Raw genomic sequence first — 22019 nt, 5'->3', positions numbered from 1 at the left:
AAAAGTCTCAAAAATTTTTAGCATTTTTGTTTTATATAACAAAATGAAAATCAGTGAACCTTGAGTAAAGATATGATAAAAAATGGATTATTTCCTATTTGAATATTGGAAAAAGAGTATTTAAAACAAAATTTGATTTATTTTTAATTTTTCTTCTGATAATCAAACGATTAAAAATAGGTTACCAGTGGAGGAGTTTCCAACAGGAGTGTATTTTAAAGACTAAAAAATAAGCTGATGCAAGTTTTGATAGTCGAGATTTGAGAAGTTTTTTACAGAAAGAAAAGATAATACCTAATATCAAACAAAATCCCAGAAATGGACAAAATGAAAACATTTATTTTGACGAAGAATTATATAAAAATCGGTTTAAAATAGAGGGTAGTTTGCGTGGCTTGATGGTTTTAAAGGGTTGATTGTAAGATATGAAACCCTAACATAACTTGGATAGCTATGTTGTGTTTAGGATTTATACCAACATTTATTCGAAAAGTTTAAACAAGTTCAACGAGAAATCTGAATTTAGTTTTTAGGTTTCTCGTTTTTTATTGTCCTAAAAACGATTGAATTTTGTCTCTTTCTTCTTTTTTATGTACTTTTGCCAACATAATTCAGGTATCAGCAGATGTTAAAACAAAATTTACAACTCAAACTTTCACAAAAACTTTCGCCTCAGCAAATTCAGTTAATGAAATTGGTGCAATTGCCAACACTTGCTTTCGAGCAACGGATTAAGCAGGAATTAGAGGAAAATCCAGCTCTGGAATCGGGACGTGAGGAAGATGAGTTTGACGAATTTGCCGATGAATTTGACAATTCCAAAGATGAATATAATGATAGTGAAGTGATTGATATGGAGGATATTAACATCGATGAATATCTTAGCGATGATGAAATTCCTGAGTATCGATTGCAAGCAAATAATTATAGTGATGACGACGAGGAGAAAGAAATCCCTTTCAGCGCTGAAGTTTCTTTTCATCAATCTCTTCTAAATCAGTTAAATACATTTACACTTAATGATGAAGAATATCTGATAGCTGAATTTTTGGTTGGTAGTATTGATGATAGCGGTTACATTCGCCGAACTATTCAAGATTTAACCGACGATTTGGCTTTTACTCAAAATATTTACACAGAGGAAGATAAGGTAAAACAAGTTCGGGAACAAATCATTTTCCATTTAGACCCATCAGGCGTTGGGGCTTTTGACTTGCAGGAATGTTTGTTGATACAACTACGCCGAAAAAAAGCGACTCCATCAATTCTTTTAGCAATTGAAATTATTGATAGTGGTTTTGAGCAATTTTCTAAAAAACATTATGCGAAATTACAGCAAAAATTTTCCGTTTCGGAAGATGAACTAAAAGACGCGATTCAGGAAATAGAAAAACTGAATCCTAAACCAGGGAGTTCATATTCAGGAAGTAACGTTCATACAGAGCAGGTTATTCCCGATTTTACGGTGCGTGTTAATGATAATGAGTTAGAATTGACTCTTAACGGAAGAAATGCTCCTGAATTACACGTTTCGAAGGATTATTCCATAATGTTGGATACGTATAAAAAGTCGAAAGAGAAGAGTGCTTCTCAGAAGGAGGCTGTCTTTTTTATAAAACAGAAATTGGATTCTGCCAAGTGGTTTATTGATGCTATAAAACAACGTCAACAAACGCTTTTGGTTACAATGGGGGCTATAATGGAACATCAGCGTGAATATTTCCTTACGGGTGATGAATTGAAAATTAAACCTCTTATTCTGAAAGATATAGCTGATAAAGTTGGAATGGATATTTCTACCGTTTCACGTGTGGCGAGTAGCAAATATGTTACAACGCCTTATGGAACCAAGTTAATTAAGGATTTCTTTTCTGAATCAATGAAAAACGACCAAGGAGAAGATGTTTCGACGCACGAAATAAAGCAAATTCTACAAAAAATCATTGCCTCTGAAGATAAAGGCAAGCCTTATCCTGACGATGAATTAGCACAACTTCTTAAAGAAGAGGGGTATCCAATAGCACGAAGAACCGTTGCGAAATATCGTGAACAGCTGGATATTCCTGTAGCAAGGCTCAGAAAAGAGTTATAATTATTTCTTAAAAGATTTTATTGGTAAAACTATCCAAATGTTGGATAGCTTCTGCTAAATTGTCGCGCATTTTTTTACAAAATGGTTTGTTATTTATATTGAAACGTATTATTTTTGCACGTCGTTTAAGATTAGATAGATGAGTTTACAGACAAAAGTAATGGAGGCATTGAAAGATGCTATGAAAGCTAAAGATACAGTAGCTTTAGAGTCTTTACGTGCAATTAAGTCAGCTATTTTATTAGCCAAAACAGAATCAGGAGCTTCTGCGGAACTTTCTGAAGCAGAGGAGTTAAAAATCTTACAAAAGCTTGTGAAACAGAGAAATGATAGTGCTGCTCTGTACACTTCTCAAGGGCGTAATGATTTGGCAGAGCCTGAGTTAGCACAAGCCGCCATTATTGAGAAATTTTTGCCTAAACAGCTTTCTGAGCAAGAAGTTTCTTCTGAAATTGCTGAAATTATATCAAGTGTTGGGGCTTCTGGAATTAAAGATATGGGCAAAGTAATGGGGGTTGCTACCCAAAAATTAGCGGGAAAAGCCGACGGAAAGCTTATTTCGACTATTGTAAAAAAATTATTGTCATAACATATAGATTAAAGGCCGCGTAGTTCAACTGGATAGAATATCAGATTTCGGCTCTGAGGGTTAGGGGTTCGAATCCTCTCGCGGTCACAAGTAGATAAATAACTCTTTGTTTTACAGAGAGTTATTTTTTTTCTTTATATAATATCTCCATTCTTGTAGTAAATTACTACCCAAAAGTTTTTCTTCCCAATTCTAATCAAAAAATTTTTTATCTTTGCTTCCTATGGATACAGTTAAAACCTACACCGTTGAAGAAGCAAAACGAAAGTTGGAGGCTTTTTGTGCCTATCAGGAACGTTACCATAAAGAAGTGATTGATAAACTCCAAAAAATGCGTATGATTCCTATTGCTATTGACGAAATTGTAGTGCATTTAATTCAAAATAACTTCTTAAATGAAGAACGTTTTGCTAAAAGTTTTGCCAGAGGAAAGTTTAGGTATAAAAAATGGGGACGTATTCGTATTGTACGAGAATTAAAACAACGAGGTCTTTCCACGTATATCATTCAATCAGCTTTAAAAGAGATTGATAATGAGGAGTATATTGCTACTTTTGAAATTCTAGCTGAGAAAAAACAAGCAGAAATAAAAGAAAAAAGCGTATATAAGGCAAAACGAAAACTTGCTGATTATCTACTTTATCGTGGCTGGGAGTCAGATTTAGTTTATGACAAGGTAAATGAATTATATGAATAAATTCAATTAACCTATTTCTTATTAAAATAATATGGAAAATTTCAGAAATCAAACTGTGCAATTGCTTGAAGAGTATGGATTTAGTAATCTATGGGCTGTCGTTATACAATCTGTAATTACTTTTGCAATCATACTCATTGTAGCTTGGCTGATAGATAAATTGGCAACTTTTATTATGAGGCGAACTATCCCGAAATTGGTGGGACGTACTGCAACCGAATGGGACGATATTTTTATGGAAAATTTAGTTTTCGCCAGATTTGCACACTTCTTTCCTGGATTATTAGTACTTTCTTCGTATCACATAATTGCCTCAGAATCGTTAAGATGGCTGATTCAAACATTAATAAGTACTTATTTCATCGTAGTTCTAATAATATTTTTGAATGCGGTGCTTAATGCCATAGAGCAACTTTATATACATTTGAAAGGCATTGAAGTAACTATTAAAATATACATTCAACTTGCTAAAGTTATATTGTATTCACTTGGTGGTGTTGCTATCATTTCTATTTTTGCAAATAAAAATTTTATTGATATTTTAACAGGTTTGGGGGCAATGATTACCATTCTTTTAATTGTTTATAAAGATATGATTATGGGATTTGTTGCTGGTATTCAATTGTCTGCAAACAAAATGCTCTTTGTGGGTGATTGGATAGCCTCTCCAAAAGACGGAGCTGATGGAACTGTAATTGATATTGGGTTAACAACCGTAAAAGTTCAAAATTGGGACAGAACTATAACTACAATTCCCACTTACAAACTCACTTCGGAATCTTTCACAAACTGGCGAGGAATGGAACTATCGGGAGGTAGGCGAATTAAAAGACACGTAAGTGTTGATATTGAGTCAATTCACTTTTTGTCGGAAGAGGAAATAGAAAATTTTAAAAAGATACGATTAATTTCGGATTATATCGAAGAAAAGGTAAAGATAATTAGTGAAGTAAATGCCAACGAAACGGAATGTTTCAATCAAAGAAGGCTTACAAATATTGGAACTTTCCGAAAATATGTAGAAAATTACCTTCGAGAATCGGATTTTGTGAATTTAGATATGATGTTTGTTGTTAGGCAATTACAGCCTACAGAGAAAGGTGTTCCGATTGAGATTTATATGTTTTCAAAAGTGAAGCAATTTGTTACTTATGAGCAAATACAGGCTGATATTTTTGATCATATCCTTGCTATTGTTCCTACATTTAATCTTCGATTATTTCAAGAGCCTTCAGGGCATAGTTTTTCAAAATATGGAAAATAGGTTATTTTTCTGTTTTTGGAGTATCTAACGTGAATGAAAACTCTGAGCCTACGCCATAAACACTTTCTACATAAACTTTTTGTTTATGAGCCTCGATAATATGTTTCACGATGGAAAGTCCTAACCCTGAACCACCTTCCTTACGACTTCCGCTTTTGTCCACTCGGTAAAAACGTTCAAATAAGCGTGACAGATTCTCCTCAATGACTCCTTCACCATTATCCATAACGCGAACAATTATCTTTCCTTTAGGTAATTTGTCGATACTTATTTCTGTTGTTCCGTTGTATTTTCCGTACTTTATGGAGTTAACTATCAGGTTTGCAATTACTTGTTGTATTCGTTCTCGGTCGGCATAAACGTAAATTGGAAGATATTTTTTATCAAAAATGAGTGAAATTTCCTGCTTAGCCGCTTGCATTTCAAACATTTCAAATACATTCTGAATTAACTCAACGATGTCAAATTCTTCAAAATCAAGATTAAGTTTTCCTGTTTCCAGTTTTGAAATCATTTCGAGGTCTTTTACCACATAAATTAATCGTTCAACTCCTTTTGCTGCACGTGAAAGGTACTTTTTACGAACAGATTTATCTTCTATTGCACCATCTAAAAGTGTTAAAATATAACTTTGTACGGTAAAAAGTGGTGTATTCAACTCGTGTGAAATATTTCCGATGTATTCTTTTCGATATTTTTCTTGGTCTTTAAGGGCTTGTATCTCAAGTTTTTTTCTACGTGCAAATTTGTTTATATCTTTACTTAAAGAAGCTACATCTGTGATAATGGGCTTACTTCCAGTGCTTGAACTTTCCAGAAGGGATACGTCCTGATATATTCTCTTAATCCTTTTGTACATAAATCTTTCCACTCGATATTGCAATATAAAAAAACAAACTACAAACAAAACTAAAGCGTATGAAATTATAATCCACAAAGAGACTTTTTCAAACAAAAAACTTACAATTCCGAGTAAAAAAATAGAAAAAAATGTAATGTACAAGGAAGACCTTAATGCAAATCGATATGATTTTTTTAATTTCCACATATTTAAAAAAGATAGGGATTAGCAAAAACTAATCCCTAATTATAAATCTTATTTAATAAGCGACAAACTTATAGCCCACGCCTTTGACCGTTTTGAAATAACTATCTTTTGTTTTTTCTCGCAGTTTTCGGATGTGAACATCAATAGTTCTATCGCCAACAACAACCTCGCTACCCCAAACTTTGTCCAGAATATCTTCTCGTTTGAAGACTTTTCCTGGTTGTGAAGCTAATAACCACAGGAGTTCAAACTCCTTACGAGGTAAAATTATCTCTTCTCCTTCGTGAGTTATTTTGTACTCGTCTCTGTTGATAATGAGATTGTTTACTTTCAAAATTGAGTCACTTTCTTCATTTGTATTAAAGCGACGTAATAGTGCCTTTACTTTACTCACAAGCACTTTAGGCTTTATGGGCTTTGTGATGTAATCATCTGCACCAGCCTCAAAACCTGCGAGTTGAGAATAATCCTCGCCTCTGGCTGTTAAGAAAGCTATTACCGTTTTTGATAATTCAGGTTGTTTTCGGATACGCTCACAAGCTTCAATGCCATCCATTTCAGGCATCATCACGTCCATAATGATGAGATGGGGTTGCTCCTTTTTCGCTTCTTTGACTGCTTCTAAGCCATTCTTTGCTGTAAATACACGGAAGCCTTCTCTTTCTAAATTGTAGCCTACAATCTCTAAAACATCAGGCTCATCATCAACCAATAAAATTTTCAATCCCTTCATAATATCCTCCAAAAATTGGTAATTTACAACAAAACTATAAGTATTTTTCTAAGACGATTTATTTCTATTCAAAATAATCATCTAGCATTGTTCCAAATTCTGCTTTACAACGATAAAGTAACGCTCGTGTTATGCCCAGATTTGAGTGTTCGCGTTCAAGTGCAGTAACCGAGAAAAATTTACCCAAAGCGGAAACCATAATGATAAATACGATTTTATTGGTTTCAATGATGATATCATCAATTTCCAAATTCGCTTCTGCATTACTATCAACCACCATTTTTACCTGATTTAGGATAGTTAAATGGAAGGCGGACCCGCTTTCGATATTATCAGCCAATGGGTTGTCATTAGCTTGAGCTTTAGACAGTGTAGTACCATCTGAGGAACTAAGAATACCATAGAACAAGAAACCAGGCATATTGTCCTTCATTTCTTGACAATGGTCATTTAACATTTTTTGTAATTCTAGTGCATTCATCTGTAATCAATTTTTGCGCAAAAATAAAAACTTTTTTTACTTGTGAAATAACATTTTCAAAATTACTTTGCTTTTTTACTCAAACTAAATAAATACTTTACTCCCGCAAATACTTGAAGACTATGAGCAGGATAATATGCCCATCGATTATAACTGCTTGATGTCAAATTGTTTACTTTTGCAAAAATCATCCATTTTTTGTTAATAGTGTAATCAGCGTGGAGGTTTAGGTCAAAATATCCATCTAATGTTAATTTTCTTGGGGAAGCTTGTATTGAGGAAATATAATCCTTCTCGTATCGGTCTCCTACATAGAATAAATCAACTCCTGCGAAAAGTCCATCAATAATTTTAACATCTGTAAATAATGAAACTCTTGTTCTTGGCAAATTCCAAGCTTCTTCCTGATTTTTAGTGGAATATCCGTTAATTCTTCCTTCTAAATCGAAGAAAAATATATCATCTATATTTCCTCCTATTTCTGCTAAAAATCCAAACTCGTTTACATTGTCATACACTAATCCAAACGAATTATTATGTTGGTAGGCAAGCGTTCCTACTTCTGAATAGGTCGTAAATAAAGGGAGATTTTCGTATTGTTTGTAAGCTCCTTGTAACTTATAGTACAGCCCTGTTGTTAGTTCTCCTTTAATGGAAACAGAAGCATCTACATTAATATTTGTAGGGTTAATCAATTGTGTTGGAGCTAAATGTGGATTGGCTTTTGTCAGTTTTTCAAAAGTGTTTTGCTGAAACATTCCGCGAACGGCTCCGTGTAAAATCATATTATTTTCTGAAAATTTGTATAACACTTCCACATCAGGAAATGCTTTAAAATTGCTTTCTTGTGTAGGATTAGCTCCTGCATAAGCCAAGGTTGCCCCCAATTTTAATTCCAATCCGTTAGTGGAAAAGTGATACGACGGATTAGCTCCAATCAACAACCATTTATTCTTTTGCTCGGTAGTTGTTAGGTGTCCTCTTTCAAAAGTTCCTGAATAATAATCTAAGAGAAGATTTAAACGAATTTTATGCTCATCTTTGCTAATAGGTACTTGAAATGATGGGGTTACTCTGAAATTCATTTCACTGGTATTAAACTTATCTGAAAGCCCTCTGAATGAAACATCTACACTCTCAAAATATGAGTCGGAAAGTTTTGCATATCCCGCCAGTCCGTAATCCAAGTATACTTGTTTTAAGTTTGTTAACTGCCTTAGCTGCTCTTCAGTATAGAAATCTTTTTGTACTCCGTACCAATTGTAAGCACGTCTTCCAAAATCAGCATTAACACCCCAATTAACGTCTTTATCCAGATAATCATAACGTAGTCCAGCAGTGGTTTTTGCAAAATTATTATCCAAAACTACATCTTTCACTTCTGCATTGGAAGATAAGTGATTGAACAAAAAAGCAACATTGCCCTCATCAGTTACTGGAAAATTAATAGATGCATCGCCATACAAAGTGTTCAGGTTACCAAAAGCTCCTCCCGCATACGAATCAGGATAATATTCTCTTTTGATAGTTTTTTTCATCGTTGTGGCTTTTCCCTTTTCTGGAACGAAAGTAGATGCTACAGGAACTGAATAAATTGAATATGTAATCTGTTTTTTGGTTAGGGCTAAAGAATCTTTTTTGATATTAGCATCTTCCCTTTTTTTGTAAGCATCTGCGATTGTAGGGGCATACGATTTTACCACATCAATCACTTTAGTTGTTAGGCTATCTTTTTTGTTTTGTGCAATTGATATAGAACACATTAAAAAAGTGATTAACAACGCATTAAGTTGAAATATATTTTTATTCATTATTGTCATTTTTTTATTTATAAACTACATCTTAACCGAAGAATTACTTTTTGCAGCTTCAGCTTTTACTATTTCCAGTTCTTTTTTAGCATCGCTAACTACATCAGGATAATCTTTAAAGTTATTAATCACGCTTTCAAGTATATAGGTTGCTTGGTATGAATCTTTCAAACCATAGAAATTTTTCGCCATTACTACTAACCCTTTGGCTGCAAACTCCTTATAACCACCATAATCTTTTGCTAATTTTTGAATAACCTCGTTTGATTCTTTAAATTTTCCGTCTTTATGTTTGAAGTATGCATCGTAGTACATCGCCTCGGCAGCCAAACTTCCTGTGGCTGTTTTTGCCACTTCCTGATAAGCTTTTCTTGCTTCCAACTCATTTCCTAACTGAATGTGCGAACGAGCCAGAACGTTGTAGGCATCACTCTTGATTCTGGAGTCTATTGTTTTATCTTTCAGAACTTTACTGGCGTATTCGATTGCCTTATCGTACAACTTCTCGTTATAACAAACTCGCATTAAATTGGATTGTGCATATACTTTATTTTGAGCAATCACAGCAGTTTTTTCCAATTCTTCCAGATAAGGTTTTGCTTTTAAATAACTTCCTGCATCTAACAGAATTTGTGTAAGCTTTGTTAATGACTGTTCTATAAATTCATTAACTCCACTTTTTATAACATTTTCGTATAATGAAACTGCTTTAGATTTCTGATTTGAAGCGTAATACAATTGAGCCAAGTAGAATTGTGCATTGGTATGACGCATTCCGTTAGGAAACTCTTTGATGTATTTCTCAAAACCTTGAATTGCCTCTTTTTCATTTTGTTGAATGTACTGGCGTTCTGCTGCTTCATAAGTGGCACTTTCTAATTCTAAATCAGAAACTTCCACATAACCAAGACCTTTCGCCCAAGAGGCATATTCACTAACTTTACCCATATCGATATAAATAAGTTTGGCGGTAGCTACTGCCTGTGCAGACTCATTTGTTTTTGGATAATCTCTGGCGATGGTTTTGAAAACTTGTAAAGCGTTCTGATTCTGGTTTTTATTGTAGTAAACCAATCCTTCACGCAACATTGCACGAGGCACAAAATTATTTCCTTTGTATTCTGTTTGTATTTGTTTGTAATATTCTACTCCTTTGGCTGTATTTCCTTCTGAAACGTACGTATTCCCTAACTCAAATAACGCATTAGGACGAAGATTTGAATTTCTATATTTTTTAATAAATTTCTCTAATTCATCTATCTTTTTGGAAGACCTATCAACAAATCCATAACTTATAGCTTTCTGATAGGCTGCGTAATCCTCGTCTGCTGTATTGCTGGCTATGAGCTTGTTATACCTTTCCATCGCTGGCCAATATTTGCCTTCAACAAAGTAAGAATCAGCCAAACGCAACAAAGCGTCGTTTGTCCAAGCATTTGATTTTGGATTTTCTTTCAAATATCTCTCAAAATTTTCAATAGCAGTTTTGTATTCTTTCAAATTGAAGTCAGCATATGCCAAGTTATAGTAAATATTCTTATATTCGCTTGTTTTTGAAGAATTTGGCTTGTTTAAAAATTGTGTATAATACTTTTTAGCATTTTGAAAATCTTTCAATAGATATGAAGTTTCTCCCAGCCAATACAAAGCTCTTACTGAAATAGTTGCATCTGAACTTTCAGTTGATTTTTGTAAATATTTAAGTGCTTCTTCATATTGGATTTCATTAAAAAGCTCCAACCCTCTGTAAAAAGATACTTTTCTGTAGACTTCTTGGTCTTTGGGATCAGTTGATTTTTCTAACAGATTGATAGCTGCTTGATAATTTCCTGAAGAGATGTAGGAATCAATTAATAACGATTGTATTTCTTCCTTTTTGTCGTTAGGATACGCTTTTGAATAGGAAAGTAACACGGCTGGAACACTTTCGTAAGGATTACCAATTTCGTAACTTAGACGAGCATAGTTCAGATGTGCATCTTTTTTTATTTGAGTATCAAAATTCATCTGATATGCATTACGGAAAGCGTTTAAAGCTTGTTGTTTTTGTCCTGTATTTAGGTAACATTCAGCCAAGTGATAGTATGCATTTTGTGCTACTGCATCATTTCCGCTTATAATTTGATTGAATTGCTCAATGGCATTTGTGTAATCCTTGTTTTTATAATAGGCATATCCTAAATAGTAAAAATCTGTGTTTGAGAACTTCCCTCTTTTTCCTTTATATTCTTTTAAATAAGGAATGGCTTGGTTGTATTTTCCTAAATTAAAGTAGCTCTCTCCTATGATTTTATTGAGTTCCGAAAGTTCTTGAGCGTTTTTGTTTTTGTCTTTTTGTTTAAGTCCTTCGCGTATAGCTTCTTCAAAAAGCCCTTGCTTAAACTTCATATTGGCTTGAAAATAAGAAACATTCTTATCAAGACTTTCCTCTCCTTGCACCTTTTCGAAATAACTTTCTGCTTTTTTATAATCATCTGAATCGTAGGCGATGTAACCCAAATAATAATTTGCGTCTGCCCCGTATTCTTTTGTATTTTTAACTAAATTCAAATACTTTTCAGATTCCTTTCTATTGCCTGTGGTAAACAATGAATATCCTTTTTGAAAATAGAACTTAGTCCTTTCCTCTCTACTTACACTAGCATCGTTCACTTGCTTATACCAAGTTAAAGCCTCTTTATAATTTCCTTTCTGAAAATAATAGTCCGCCATTCGCATAAAAGCTCCTGTACTTAGCGGAGATTCTGGATGTTCCTCAATAAACTTTTTCATCAGAACATCTGCCCCTGTCTCACCCAAAATAGCTGCAATCGAAGCAACATAATACTGAGATTTTATTCGCTTTTCCTGATCAAGTGATGTAGTTTGTTCAGTTCTAAATAAATGCTGTGCGGGTTTGTACATTTTCCGATTATACAAAGACATAGCCTTCTCAAAATTAACCGAAGGGTTGGTGTACACTTCTGTTTCTTGTCCCAATAAAATTTGAACAAAAAACAAGAAAAAAGAGATTGAATAAATTTTTTGTTTCATAAAGAAATGTTTTTAACGCCCAAATTTATGGATTTTTGTTTTGTAAACCAATTCTAGGTGTTTATATTTGGAAATATATGGAGTGTTGTATTTGTATGTGAAGTAAAATAACGTATTGATTACTAGTTATTTGTTTTTTAATTATCCGAAAGTTAAAAAAACGCTAAATGTTTTATTTTAATGATTATAAAAAACAAAAGAGGCTACCATTATGGTAACCTCTTTGTATTTGGTATAGTTCTTTTACGTATCTCTATGAGATTATTTTACTAAGTTAATCTCAACGCGACGATTCAAAGCTCTCCCCTTTGCATTTTTGTTAGAAGCGATTGGTTTCTCAACTCCGTATCCTTTTGCAGACAAACGAGTGTCAGAAACTCCTCTTTGAACCAAGTAAAGTCTTACAGCATCAGCTCTTTCTTGTGAAAGTGTAAGATTTTTAGCTTTGTTTCCTGTGCTATCGGTGTGTCCTTCGATAGTAAATTTAGAGTTAGGATACTGATTTAACACGCTAACGATTTGCTCTAATACTGCAGCTGATTGAGGTTTGATTGTAGCTTTACCAGTGTCGAATAAGATAGTTTTAGCGTACTCATTCAAAGTTTTTTGAACTTCTTCAGTAACTTCTGGACAACCTTTGTTAGAAGCTGGACCAGCTACCTCAGGGCACTCATCATCTTTGTCAAGAACACCATCTTTGTCTGTATCTGGCCAAGGACAACCTGCATTTTCTTTTGGACCAGCTACTTCAGGACATTTGTCATCTTTATCAGCAACGCCATCTCCGTCTGTGTCAGGACATCCGTTAAGTTCTCTAGGACCAGCTACTTCAGGGCAAGCGTCATCTTTATCAGCGATTCCGTCTCCATCTGTGTCAGGACATCCGTTGAATTCTTTCAAACCAGCCTCTTCAGGACAAGCATCATTTTTATCAGCGATTCCGTCTCCGTCTGTATCAGGACATCCGTTGAATTCTTTTAGACCAGCTACTTCTGGGCACTCATCGTCTTTATCGAAAACTCCGTCTCCGTCAGTGTCTTTACCACCAAATTTGATAGCTACACCCACTGAATGTTGGAAGAAATCGTGGTTTTTCTGATCTTTTTGGAAAGTAGAATTAAACGCAGTTTGTAAGTTCAAACCGATATTTTCTGTAAACCAGAAGTTCAATCCTCCACCTCCTAAGGCTCTGAATTTTCCTTCGTCTTCAATAGCTGCATATCCTCCACCTAATTGTAGGTATGGATCAAACCATCTTGCACCTGTCCAAAGAGAGTTCAAGTGATATTTAGCTCTCAAGTCAACTCCCCAAAAAGATTGGTCTACTTTAGGTGCATCTTTAACGTACCCATAGCCTTTTTCAATTTTGTTTAATGATCCTGAAAGCTCAGCAGAGAAGCCGCTTCCGATGTATCGACCTACAGAAAGGCGAGAAACAGCTGGAAGGATGTTTAAATCACTAGGTCCTCCCCAATCTTTCATAAACTCTCCAAATTCATCACTTGGCGTGCGGACGTCAACAGAGTTAACTCCAAACCCTATTTTCCAAGGATTATTTGCATCTTGTGCATAAGCTCCAACTGTAAGAGCCGAAGCCAAAGCAATAAAAGTTACTTTGATTTTCTTCATACTTAAAAATGAATTTTTGATTACTACTTTATTTTTGGGACAAATATAAATATTATTTTGATATATTCACAAATTCCCTTTCTTTTTTTTTACTTTTTTAACTACACTTATATAACGCCCAATTCCTTGCCGACTTCTGTAAAAGCTTGTATTGCCTTGTCTAAGTGTTCTTTAGAGTGTGCTGCTGACAACTGAACACGAATACGAGCTTTTCCTTTAGGAACAACAGGGTAGAAGAAGCCTATAACATAGATTCCTTTTTCAAGAAGTTTGTCAGCCATTACTTGTGAAACCTTTGCGTCGTAAAGCATTACTGGAACAATAGCACTATCTCCTTCAATGATGTCAAAACCAGCTGCTTTCATACCTTTTTTGAAATACTCAGCATTCTTTTCTAACTTATCACGAAGCGAAGTATCCTTTGATATTAAGTCAAATACCTTTATTGAAGCACCAACAATTGCAGGAGCCAGCGAGTTCGAAAACAAATATGGACGAGACCTTTGGCGTAACATTTCAATGATTTCTTTCTTTCCTGTTGTGTAGCCTCCCATTGCTCCCCCGAGAGCTTTTCCTAAAGTACCTGTGACAATATCAACACGCCCCATTACTTTTTTAGCCTCAAGAGTTCCTTTTCCTGTAGCCCCGATAAATCCTGCTGCGTGGCATTCATCAACCATTACCATAGCATCGTATTTTTCTGCTAAATCACAGATTTTATCCAGCGGAGCAACCAATCCGTCCATTGAAAATACACCGTCTGTAACAATTATTTTGAAACGAGCTCCAGCGGCATCGACTTCTTTTAATTTGGCTTCTAAATCTGCCATATTACTATTTTCGTAACGAAAACGTTTTGCTTTACACAAACGAACTCCATCAATGATTGAAGCGTGATTTAATGAATCGGAGATTATGGCGTCTTCATCGGTGAATAGAGGTTCAAAAACACCTCCGTTCGCATCAAAAGCTGCTGCATAGAGTATTGTGTCTTCCGTTCCGTAAAAGTCAGCAATTTTTTTCTCTAATTCTTTGTGAATGTCCTGAGTTCCACAGATAAAACGAACTGAAGACATACCAAATCCGTGTGTATCGAGCGTATCCTTTGCTGCCTGAATTACTTCAGGATGAGCAGAAAGCCCCAAGTAGTTATTTGCACAAAAATTTATTACCTCTTCACCAGAAGAAATTTTAATTTCAGCTCCTTGTTTTGAGGTTATAATTCGTTCCTTTTTGTAAAGTCCTGCTTCTTTAATAGCTTCTAATTCAGCTTGGAGATGTTGTTTTATTTTTCCGTACATAGCACCAAATTTAATTTTGATTGTCTTTGAGAGCACAAATGTAGCTAATTTCTAACATAACGTCAAAAAAATATACACTTTTATTCTTAATTTTCGTTTGCAGATAGGTCAGTTTGAAGGAAATTTTATCTTCTCGTCTATTATTCTTACCTTTGAGGCTTGATTTAAGCAGAAATTTTATGATGTTTGATGATATTCTTGGATACGATTCTATCAAAAAATACCTGAAAGATAGTGTGGAAGCTCAACGAATTCCGCACGCACAGCTTTTTGTAGGGAATGAAGGTAGTGGTACTTTGCCAATGGCTATTGCGTATGCATCTCATATTCTATGTAAAGAAGAAGGTTCTTGTCTGTTGAAATGCAATAACTTATCTCACCCCGATTTACATTTTGTTTTCCCTACAGCAATTACTACAAAAGTTAAAAAAGACCCTATAAGTGCTTTATTCTTAGATGAATGGAGAAAGTTTATAAAAGAGAAACCATACGGAAGTCTTTTCGATTGGTATCAACAATTGGGAATTGAAAACAAACAGGGCAATATTGGTGTTAACGAAGCCAAAGACATTACTTCAAAATTGTCATTAAAAGCTTTCGAGGGCGGATACAAAGTAATGGTTATTTGGATGGCAGAAAAAATGAATACTGAATCTGCTAATAAATTGCTGAAACTATTGGAAGAACCGCCTCAACGAACTATTTTTCTTTTAGTTACAGAAGACGAATCTTCGATTTTGGATACCATTCGGTCGCGTTGCCAGATTTTGCGGTTTCCTCCACTAAGTGAAAAAGCAATCAAAGAAGGACTTGTAAAAAGAGGTGTCGCTGAAAATGAAGCTGTTAAATTAGCTGTGAGAGCTCAAGGAAACTTCAACAAAGCATTGAGCTTTTTGGAAAATACTGATGAGGAGAATATCTTTGAAAAATGGTTTATCACTTGGGTTCGTTCTGCTTACAGAGCCAAAGGAAATAAATCCTCTATTCACGGACTTTTGCAATGGAGTGAAGAAATTGCGACATCAGGGCGGGAAACTCAAAAACAATTCTTGTTATACTGCATTGAAGTTTTTCGTCAGGCACTATTGATGAACTATAATTCAGCGAGTTTGGTGTATTCTGACTTTAAAGATTCGTCTTTTAAATTAGAAAAATTTGCTCCTTTCGTACACGGAAATAATATTCAACAAATTCATCAACAGTTGGAAGAAGCTCTCTTTCACGTTGAACGTAATGGAAATGCGAAAATTATCTTTACCGATTTATCAATAAAATTAACACGACTTTTACATACAAAATAGTTCAATTTTTATGGATTTTGCTTTGGTTTTTGTATTTCTATTTCTGATTATAACATTTGGATATAGTGCTTTTGAGAAGATTGTAGATTTCAGAAAATCAGTAATTTATTATAGAGATTATCTTTCAGATACTTTTTTGGAGAAATATATCGCTATAATCTTGATTTTTGTTATTGCTGCAGAAGTGATTTCTACAATTTTCTTTTTGGTTGGGATTTTTGAAATTTTCAGTTTAGGAGCTGTTTTCTATGGCTTCTATGGGCTTGTTATCGCTTCTTCTACTTTGCTTTGTTTTTTGTTTGGACAACGTTTAGCAAAAGACTATGAAGGAGCCAGAGGAATTGCTATTTACTTTATTATCTGTTTAATAGGACTTCTTGTGTGTTAAAAAGGTTTATTGAGTTGATTTTGCATCTGCTTCCAATTCTTGAAGTATTATGTTTCTGACTTTTTCTTTTAAAGAATTTTTGTCGTTAAAGGTAAGCCCTTGTGTAGGAACAAATGGATGTATTTTTACTCGCATCTTACCTGGACTTCCAGCAAAAAAACGAAAAGGATACAGTCTTTTATTATCAAAAAAAGTCATTGGAATAATAGGAATCTGAAAATCAATAGCTAAGCTGAAGGCTCCATCTTTGAATTTATCTAACACAACAGACTCATCCGGTACACCTCCTTCTGGAAATATGCAAATACTTAACCCTGAATTGAGTCTTTTTTTAGCAGAAGCATACACCTGTTTTCTACTTTCTGCACTTGATCTATCCACTAAAATGGCAAATCTCTTATAGAAATAACCAAATACAGGAGTTCGTGCAAGTTCTTTCTTTCCTACAAAAACAAACGGATTTTTACTACAAACGTACATCAACATTACGTCCGTTACACTGGTGTGATTTGCAACCAAGATATAACTTCCTCTTTTTTTAATAAATTGATTTTTAGATATTTCTGGATAAAAGCCCATTCCGTAAAGAATTGGTTTTGCCCAAAGGTTTCGTGCTACCCAGTAAAATTGTGGATACCATTTTTCTCGTAACGTAAAAACGAACAAAATTGGGGTCAATAGTAGTATAATGATTGTTACCAATACGTAAAACCATATTTTCCAAATGAGCCAAAAGGCGTATTTCAGAAAAGTCATTCCTTTTTAAAATTTTGAGGGTGCAAATATACAAATTTGTTGAATATACATTTTTTGAGGATTTTATTATACATTGGTACTGATACATAAAAAAGTAAAACACGGCAATTGAACCGTGTTTTTATGTTTCCTTTTTGCTTATTGGATTGATAAACTTGGTATTACACAAGAATAGATTTATTGTTGATGTCCAAGAAAATCATTTCCCTGTATTTTAAAAAGAGATAAAACTATAACTAATCTGACGAAATGTTTTTATTCTTTGATTTTTGTTTTTCGTTTGTTTTCGTTTCGTTCAATTTTATGTTCAGGGCGTGTCCATTTTGGATTTTCACCTAGTGCGACATATTTGGAATCTTCTGCTTCTGTGGTTGTAGGTTGTGTGTGTTTTTCAAAAGGTTTCTGTGTACGCATACCCAACATTTCGAACATCATCATATCTTCGTTAATATTCGGGTTGGGAGTTGTCAGTAGTTTATCCCCAGCAAAAATAGAATTTGCTCCTGCAAAGAAACACATCGCTTGTCCTTCACGGCTCATTTGGGTTCTTCCAGCTGAAAGACGTACTTGAGTTTCAGGCATTACAATACGAGCAGTGGCAATCATTCGAATCATTTCCCAGATTTCTACAGGTTTTTGGTCTTCCATTGGGGTTCCTTCTACAGCTACTAAAGCATTTATAGGAACAGACTCAGGTTGTGGATTTAAGGTAGAAAGAGCTACGAGCATTCCTGCACGGTCTTCTAAAGATTCTCCCATACCGATGATGCCGCCACTACAAACAGTAATGTTTGTTTTTCGTACGTTTTCAATGGTTTGTAATCGGTCTTCGTAACCTCGTGTTGAAATTACTTCTTTGTAGTATTCTTCTGAAGTATCTAAATTATGGTTATAAGCATAAAGTCCTGCTTCTGCCAATCTTTTTGCCTGATTTTCGGTTAGCATACCCAATGTACAACAAACTTCCATATCTAATTTGTTGATAGTTCGAACCATTTCCAAAACTTGGTCAAATTCGGGACCATCTTTTACGTTTCGCCAAGCAGCACCCATACAGACCCTCGAAGCTCCTGATGATTTTGCCCTGAGAGCTTGTGCCTTCACGTGTGAAACAGTCATCAATTCCTCTAATTCAACGCCTGTGTGATAGCGAGCTGCCTGAGGGCAATAACCGCAATCTTCCGAACATCCTCCCGTTTTTATAGATAATAAGGTAGAAACTTGTACCGCGTTTGGATCGTGAAACTGACGATGTATTGTGGCAGCTTCATAAAGCAAATCCATTAAAGGTTTTTTATAAATAGCGATGATTTCTTCTTTAGTCCAATTATGTCGAGTTTTGTACATATCCTTATGAATTTATTTTTATTTTATGATTAGAAAAAGCCAGAAAAGAAATGGGGTTCTGGTAAAACTTTTTCGAGTTGCAAAAATAATAAATATAATGAGTTGTTAATTCTTTTTCATAACTTTTATGTAAAAAAGACAAGATTTATAAATTTCAATTTTAAAATAATTTTGATTCTGTTTTTATCTAATTGTTTTATTTTCAGTTGTTTATTTGTTGTTTTGAGTGTTAGGAATATTGTGGTTATATTAAAACTTTTTATTTTTAAAATTAAATTCTCTACCTTTGTAGCTTCTGAAATTGTTAATAAAAACATAAGGATATTTAAAATATGGGTCTTGTAAGTGCAAAAGAGGTTGCTAAGGCTATAAACCTTGACAAATATGGTTTTATTGGGACTTTTGGAGGCTGGGTGCTGATGAAGCTACTTAGGCTTTCAAAGTTGAATGCCATTTATGACAGAAATAAACACTTGCAAGGGCTTGATTTTTTAAATACAATTTTGGATGAGTTTGAAATTCAGTTTCAAATTCCTGAGGAAGATTTAAGAAATATTCCCAAAGAAGGAGCTTTTATCACAATATCAAACCATCCATTAGGAGGAATTGATGGGATATTGCTATTGAAGTTGCTTTTGGAGAAACGCCCTGATTTTAAAATTATGGCAAACTTCCTCTTGCAACGTATTGAACCACTTGCTCCTTACGTGATGCCTGTGAATCCGTTTGAAAATCATAAAGATGCCAAATCAAGTGTAATCGGGTTTAAACAGACAATCAAGCATTTGCAAGATGGAATGCCTTTGGGGCTTTTTCCTGCAGGAGAAGTTTCTGTTAGTCGCGAAGGCAAGCTTGTCGTTGATAAACCTTGGGAAGAAGCCGCTATGAAACTTGCTAAAAAGGCCCAGGTGCCAGTCATCCCCATTTATTTTCACGCTAAAAATAGCAGATTATTTTATTCGCTTTCAAAAATTAGTGATACATTACGCACGGCAAAATTACCTTCGGAATTGCTAACTCAAAGGAAGCGAACTATCTACATCCGAATAGGAAAGCCAATATCTGTAAACGTACAAGAAGAATATAAGGACATTGATTCTTACACAGAATTTCTGCGTAAGAAAACGTATATTTTAGCAAATACATTTGAGCAAGATAGAAAATTTATCCCTTTGGCTGCTGTATTGAAAGCAAATAAATTTCCAAAAACTCCTGAAGAAATTATTAAACCTGTTGGTACAGAATTGATAGAGAAAGAAATAGAATGCATCACCGAGAAAGGGCATCGTTTGCTAAAGACAAACAATTATGAGGTTTTTTTAGCACCTTGTAAGGATATTCCAAATATAATAAAGGAAATAGGAAGGCTTCGTGAAATCACGTTCCGTGAAGTAGGGGAGGGGACGAATGCCTCCATCGATTTGGATTCGTTTGATGAGTACTATCATCATTTATTTTTGTGGGACGTTGAAGCTAAGAGAGTTGCAGGAGCGTATCGTATGGGATTGGGAGCTGAAATTTTTCCAAAATATGGAATAGAAGGCTTTTATACGCACGACTTATTCCGTTTCGAACCCGAATTGTATGATATGATGAGCAAAACCATTGAAATGGGACGAGCATTCATTATTCCTGAATATCAGCAGAAACCAATGCCTTTATTCCTTCTTTGGAAAGGGATTGCACACACTACATTACGTTATCCAGAACATCACTATTTGTTGGGAGGCGTAAGCATAAGTAATCAGTTTTCGAATTTTTCGAAATCGTTGATGATTGAGTTTATGAAATCAAATTTTTATGATCCTTATATTGCTCAGTATGTGCGTCCTAAAAAAGAATTTAAAGTGAAAATAAAAGATGCTGATAAAGATTTTATTTTTGACGAAACTCAAGCTGACCTTAACAAATTTGATAAAATTATCGATGAATTAGAGCCAGGGAACTTACGTTTACCTGTTTTGATAAAAAAATATATTAAGCAGAACGCTAAAGTAATTGCTTTCAACGTAGACCCAATGTTTAACAATGCTATTGATGGTTTGATGTACATCCGTATTGCTGACCTTCCTGAGAGTACAATGAAGCCAGTTATGGAGGAATTTCAGGCAGAACTAGAAGCGAAAATGAAAGCTAATTAACTTAAAATTAATTATGTATAGGAATTACAAACTTCAGATTTTTTTTATCCTTATTTTAGCATTGTTTGTAAATAATCTTCTTGCACAGCAACATTCGGAACTTTTCTATATCGAAAATAATGTTTTAAAAGGTTGTAATTGTGAGGAAATTCCCGGTGATGGAAAGATAAAAATCCCGTATTTTGTAAAAATGATTGAAAAGGAGGTTTTCAAAGATTGTAATCAATTACAATTTGTTGAAATTCCAAATACGGTAGAAATTATTGAAGAGAGAGCTTTTTTCAATTGTACTAATTTAACTTCAGTTGATATTCCTGATTCGGTTGTTCGAATAGGAAAGAATGCATTTACTTCTTGTGTTAATCTGACTTCTGTAAACTTTTCGGAATCATTGCAAATCATTGAAGATGAGGCTTTCAAATCCTGCTACAATATTGAGAGTATCAAACTGCCTAATTCGGTTACTTTGTTGGGAAAAGGGGTATTTATGGAGTGCTTCAATTTGAAAAATGTGGTGCTTTCCAGTAAGATTTCAGAAATTCCGCAAAAAGCATTTTATCAGTGTAAATCTCTTAAAATCATTCAAATACCTTCAGGGGTTACTCATATCAGGGCAAGTGCATTCGCTTTCTGTGAGTTGCTTAATTCTGTTAAAATATTGGGAGATTTGGAATATATTGGGAATGATGCTTTTGAACATTGTAAATCACTAAGAGAAGTGTATTTGCCTGATTCTGTGGTATATCTTGGAACGAGTGTTTTCTACAATTGTTCACGTTTAGAATCTGTTGTTCTTCCCAAAAATCTTGCACAAATTAAAAATGATACGTTTTTGAATTGCCATCGTTTGCAAAATGTTATTTTGCCAGAAAAGTTAGAAAAAATAGGAATGCATTCGTTTCGTAATTGCCATAGTATCAAATATGTAGAGTTCCCTAATAGTGTTACTGATATACTTTTTGGAGCGTTTAATGAGTGCAAGAATTTGCAAGAAGTTAAGTTGTCTAAACTATTGAGTCATATTGGCTCTTTTGCATTTGCTAATTGTATCAATTTAAAGAAGATAGAAATTCCTAATCTGGTAACAGAAATTGGAGATAAAGCCTTTTATGATTGTAAAAGTTTAGCTTCAGTTAAATTGTCAAATCAAACTCAAGTGATTGGTGTACAATCTTTTTATGGTTGTTCCTCTCTGAAAAAAATAAGACTTCCTAATACCATTGCGAAAATCGGCTTGGAGGCTTTTCGAGGTTGTTCTTCACTGCTTGAAATGCGTTTAGATGCCCCAACACCTCCCGAAATAACACGCACGATAGGTTATAAAGGAGTTCTGGTGGTGCCTCAAAAAAGTAAGGAAATTTATCAAGAAAATCCGTTGTGGAAGGATAATGTTTTTAAGTGATAAATT

Annotated in this window: 17 protein-coding genes and 1 tRNA gene; 9 read left to right on the top strand and 9 right to left on the bottom strand. The window is 34.4% G+C overall.

The features are described 5' to 3' along the window. Positions 1–625: 625 nt before the first annotated feature. The 5 genes from rpoN to YW9_RS0106310 all read left to right on the top strand — a co-directional run bounded on the left by rpoN (position 626) and on the right by YW9_RS0106310 (position 4642). Positions 626–2092, top strand: a complete 1467-nt coding sequence (rpoN, locus tag YW9_RS0106330) for an RNA polymerase factor sigma-54 (protein WP_018279351.1) — start codon at positions 626–628, stop codon at positions 2090–2092. A gap of 139 nt (positions 2093–2231) precedes the next feature. Next, positions 2232–2681: a GatB/YqeY domain-containing protein gene (locus YW9_RS0106325; protein WP_018279350.1), complete on the top strand. Its 450-nt coding sequence runs from the start codon at positions 2232–2234 to the stop codon at positions 2679–2681. 13 nt (positions 2682–2694) lie between these two features. Then, positions 2695–2768 (top strand) — tRNA-Arg (locus YW9_RS0106320). A gap of 136 nt (positions 2769–2904) precedes the next feature. Then, positions 2905–3378 (top strand): regulatory protein RecX, encoded by a 474-nt coding sequence (locus tag YW9_RS0106315; RefSeq protein WP_018279349.1) that lies wholly within the window; start codon positions 2905–2907, stop codon positions 3376–3378. A gap of 31 nt (positions 3379–3409) precedes the next feature. Beyond that, positions 3410–4642, top strand: coding sequence for a mechanosensitive ion channel family protein (locus tag YW9_RS0106310; protein ID WP_018279348.1), 1233 nt, complete (start codon positions 3410–3412; stop codon positions 4640–4642). 1 nt (position 4643) lies between these two features. Here the strand turns inward: YW9_RS0106310 and YW9_RS0106305 are convergent, their stop codons facing one another. The 7 genes from YW9_RS0106305 to kbl all read right to left on the bottom strand — a co-directional run bounded on the left by YW9_RS0106305 (position 4644) and on the right by kbl (position 14678). Further along, positions 4644–5690 carry a sensor histidine kinase gene (locus YW9_RS0106305; protein ID WP_018279347.1) on the bottom strand — a complete coding sequence of 349 codons (1047 nt, stop codon included), beginning with the start codon at positions 5688–5690 and terminating at the stop codon, positions 4644–4646. 52 nt (positions 5691–5742) lie between these two features. Further along, on the bottom strand, positions 5743–6423 hold the full coding sequence (locus YW9_RS0106300; protein ID WP_018279346.1) for a response regulator transcription factor: 681 nt from the start codon (positions 6421–6423) through the stop codon (positions 5743–5745). Positions 6424–6487: 64 nt separating this feature from the next. Then, a complete protein-coding gene (locus tag YW9_RS0106295; RefSeq protein ID WP_018279345.1) occupies positions 6488–6904 on the bottom strand; it encodes a hypothetical protein in 417 nt (138 codons plus the stop codon). 62 nt (positions 6905–6966) lie between these two features. Continuing rightward, a complete protein-coding gene (locus tag YW9_RS0106290; protein ID WP_018279344.1) occupies positions 6967–8715 on the bottom strand; it encodes a TonB-dependent receptor in 1749 nt (582 codons plus the stop codon). A gap of 24 nt (positions 8716–8739) precedes the next feature. Next, positions 8740–11748, bottom strand: a complete 3009-nt coding sequence (locus YW9_RS0106285; RefSeq protein ID WP_018279343.1) for a tetratricopeptide repeat protein — start codon at positions 11746–11748, stop codon at positions 8740–8742. Positions 11749–12009: 261 nt separating this feature from the next. Continuing rightward, complete coding sequence (locus YW9_RS0106280; protein WP_018279342.1) at positions 12010–13377, bottom strand: OmpA family protein; 1368 nt, start codon at positions 13375–13377, stop codon at positions 12010–12012. A 107-nt stretch (positions 13378–13484) separates the two neighbouring features. Beyond that, positions 13485–14678, bottom strand: a complete 1194-nt coding sequence (gene kbl, locus YW9_RS0106275) for a glycine C-acetyltransferase (protein ID WP_018279341.1) — start codon at positions 14676–14678, stop codon at positions 13485–13487. A 179-nt stretch (positions 14679–14857) separates the two neighbouring features. Between kbl and YW9_RS0106270 the strand changes: the two genes are divergently transcribed. Further along, positions 14858–15979 (top strand): DNA polymerase III subunit, encoded by a 1122-nt coding sequence (locus YW9_RS0106270; protein WP_018279340.1) that lies wholly within the window; start codon positions 14858–14860, stop codon positions 15977–15979. 10 nt (positions 15980–15989) lie between these two features. Further along, entirely contained in the window at positions 15990–16367 is a 378-nt protein-coding gene (locus YW9_RS0106265) for a hypothetical protein (RefSeq protein WP_018279339.1), read from the top strand. Between the two features lie 6 nt (positions 16368–16373). Here the strand turns inward: YW9_RS0106265 and YW9_RS0106260 are convergent, their stop codons facing one another. Then, positions 16374–17123 carry a lysophospholipid acyltransferase family protein gene (locus YW9_RS0106260; RefSeq protein WP_018279338.1) on the bottom strand — a complete coding sequence of 250 codons (750 nt, stop codon included), beginning with the start codon at positions 17121–17123 and terminating at the stop codon, positions 16374–16376. Positions 17124–17378: 255 nt separating this feature from the next. Beyond that, positions 17379–18470: a biotin synthase BioB gene (gene bioB / locus YW9_RS0106255; RefSeq protein WP_018279337.1), complete on the bottom strand. Its 1092-nt coding sequence runs from the start codon at positions 18468–18470 to the stop codon at positions 17379–17381. 332 nt (positions 18471–18802) lie between these two features. Between bioB and YW9_RS0106245 the strand changes: the two genes are divergently transcribed. Together YW9_RS0106245 and YW9_RS0106240 are read left to right on the top strand one after the other, a co-directional pair. Continuing rightward, positions 18803–20611, top strand: a complete 1809-nt coding sequence (locus YW9_RS0106245; RefSeq protein ID WP_018279335.1) for a GNAT family N-acyltransferase — start codon at positions 18803–18805, stop codon at positions 20609–20611. A 13-nt stretch (positions 20612–20624) separates the two neighbouring features. Continuing rightward, complete coding sequence (locus YW9_RS0106240) at positions 20625–22013, top strand: leucine-rich repeat domain-containing protein (RefSeq protein WP_040353836.1); 1389 nt, start codon at positions 20625–20627, stop codon at positions 22011–22013. Positions 22014–22019 lie beyond the last annotated feature (6 nt).

Origin of the sequence: Capnocytophaga cynodegmi DSM 19736 (assembly GCF_000379185.1) — a bacterium.
Lineage (GTDB): Bacteria > Bacteroidota > Bacteroidia > Flavobacteriales > Flavobacteriaceae > Capnocytophaga > Capnocytophaga cynodegmi.
This window is presented reverse-complemented; position numbering and strand designations above follow the sequence as displayed.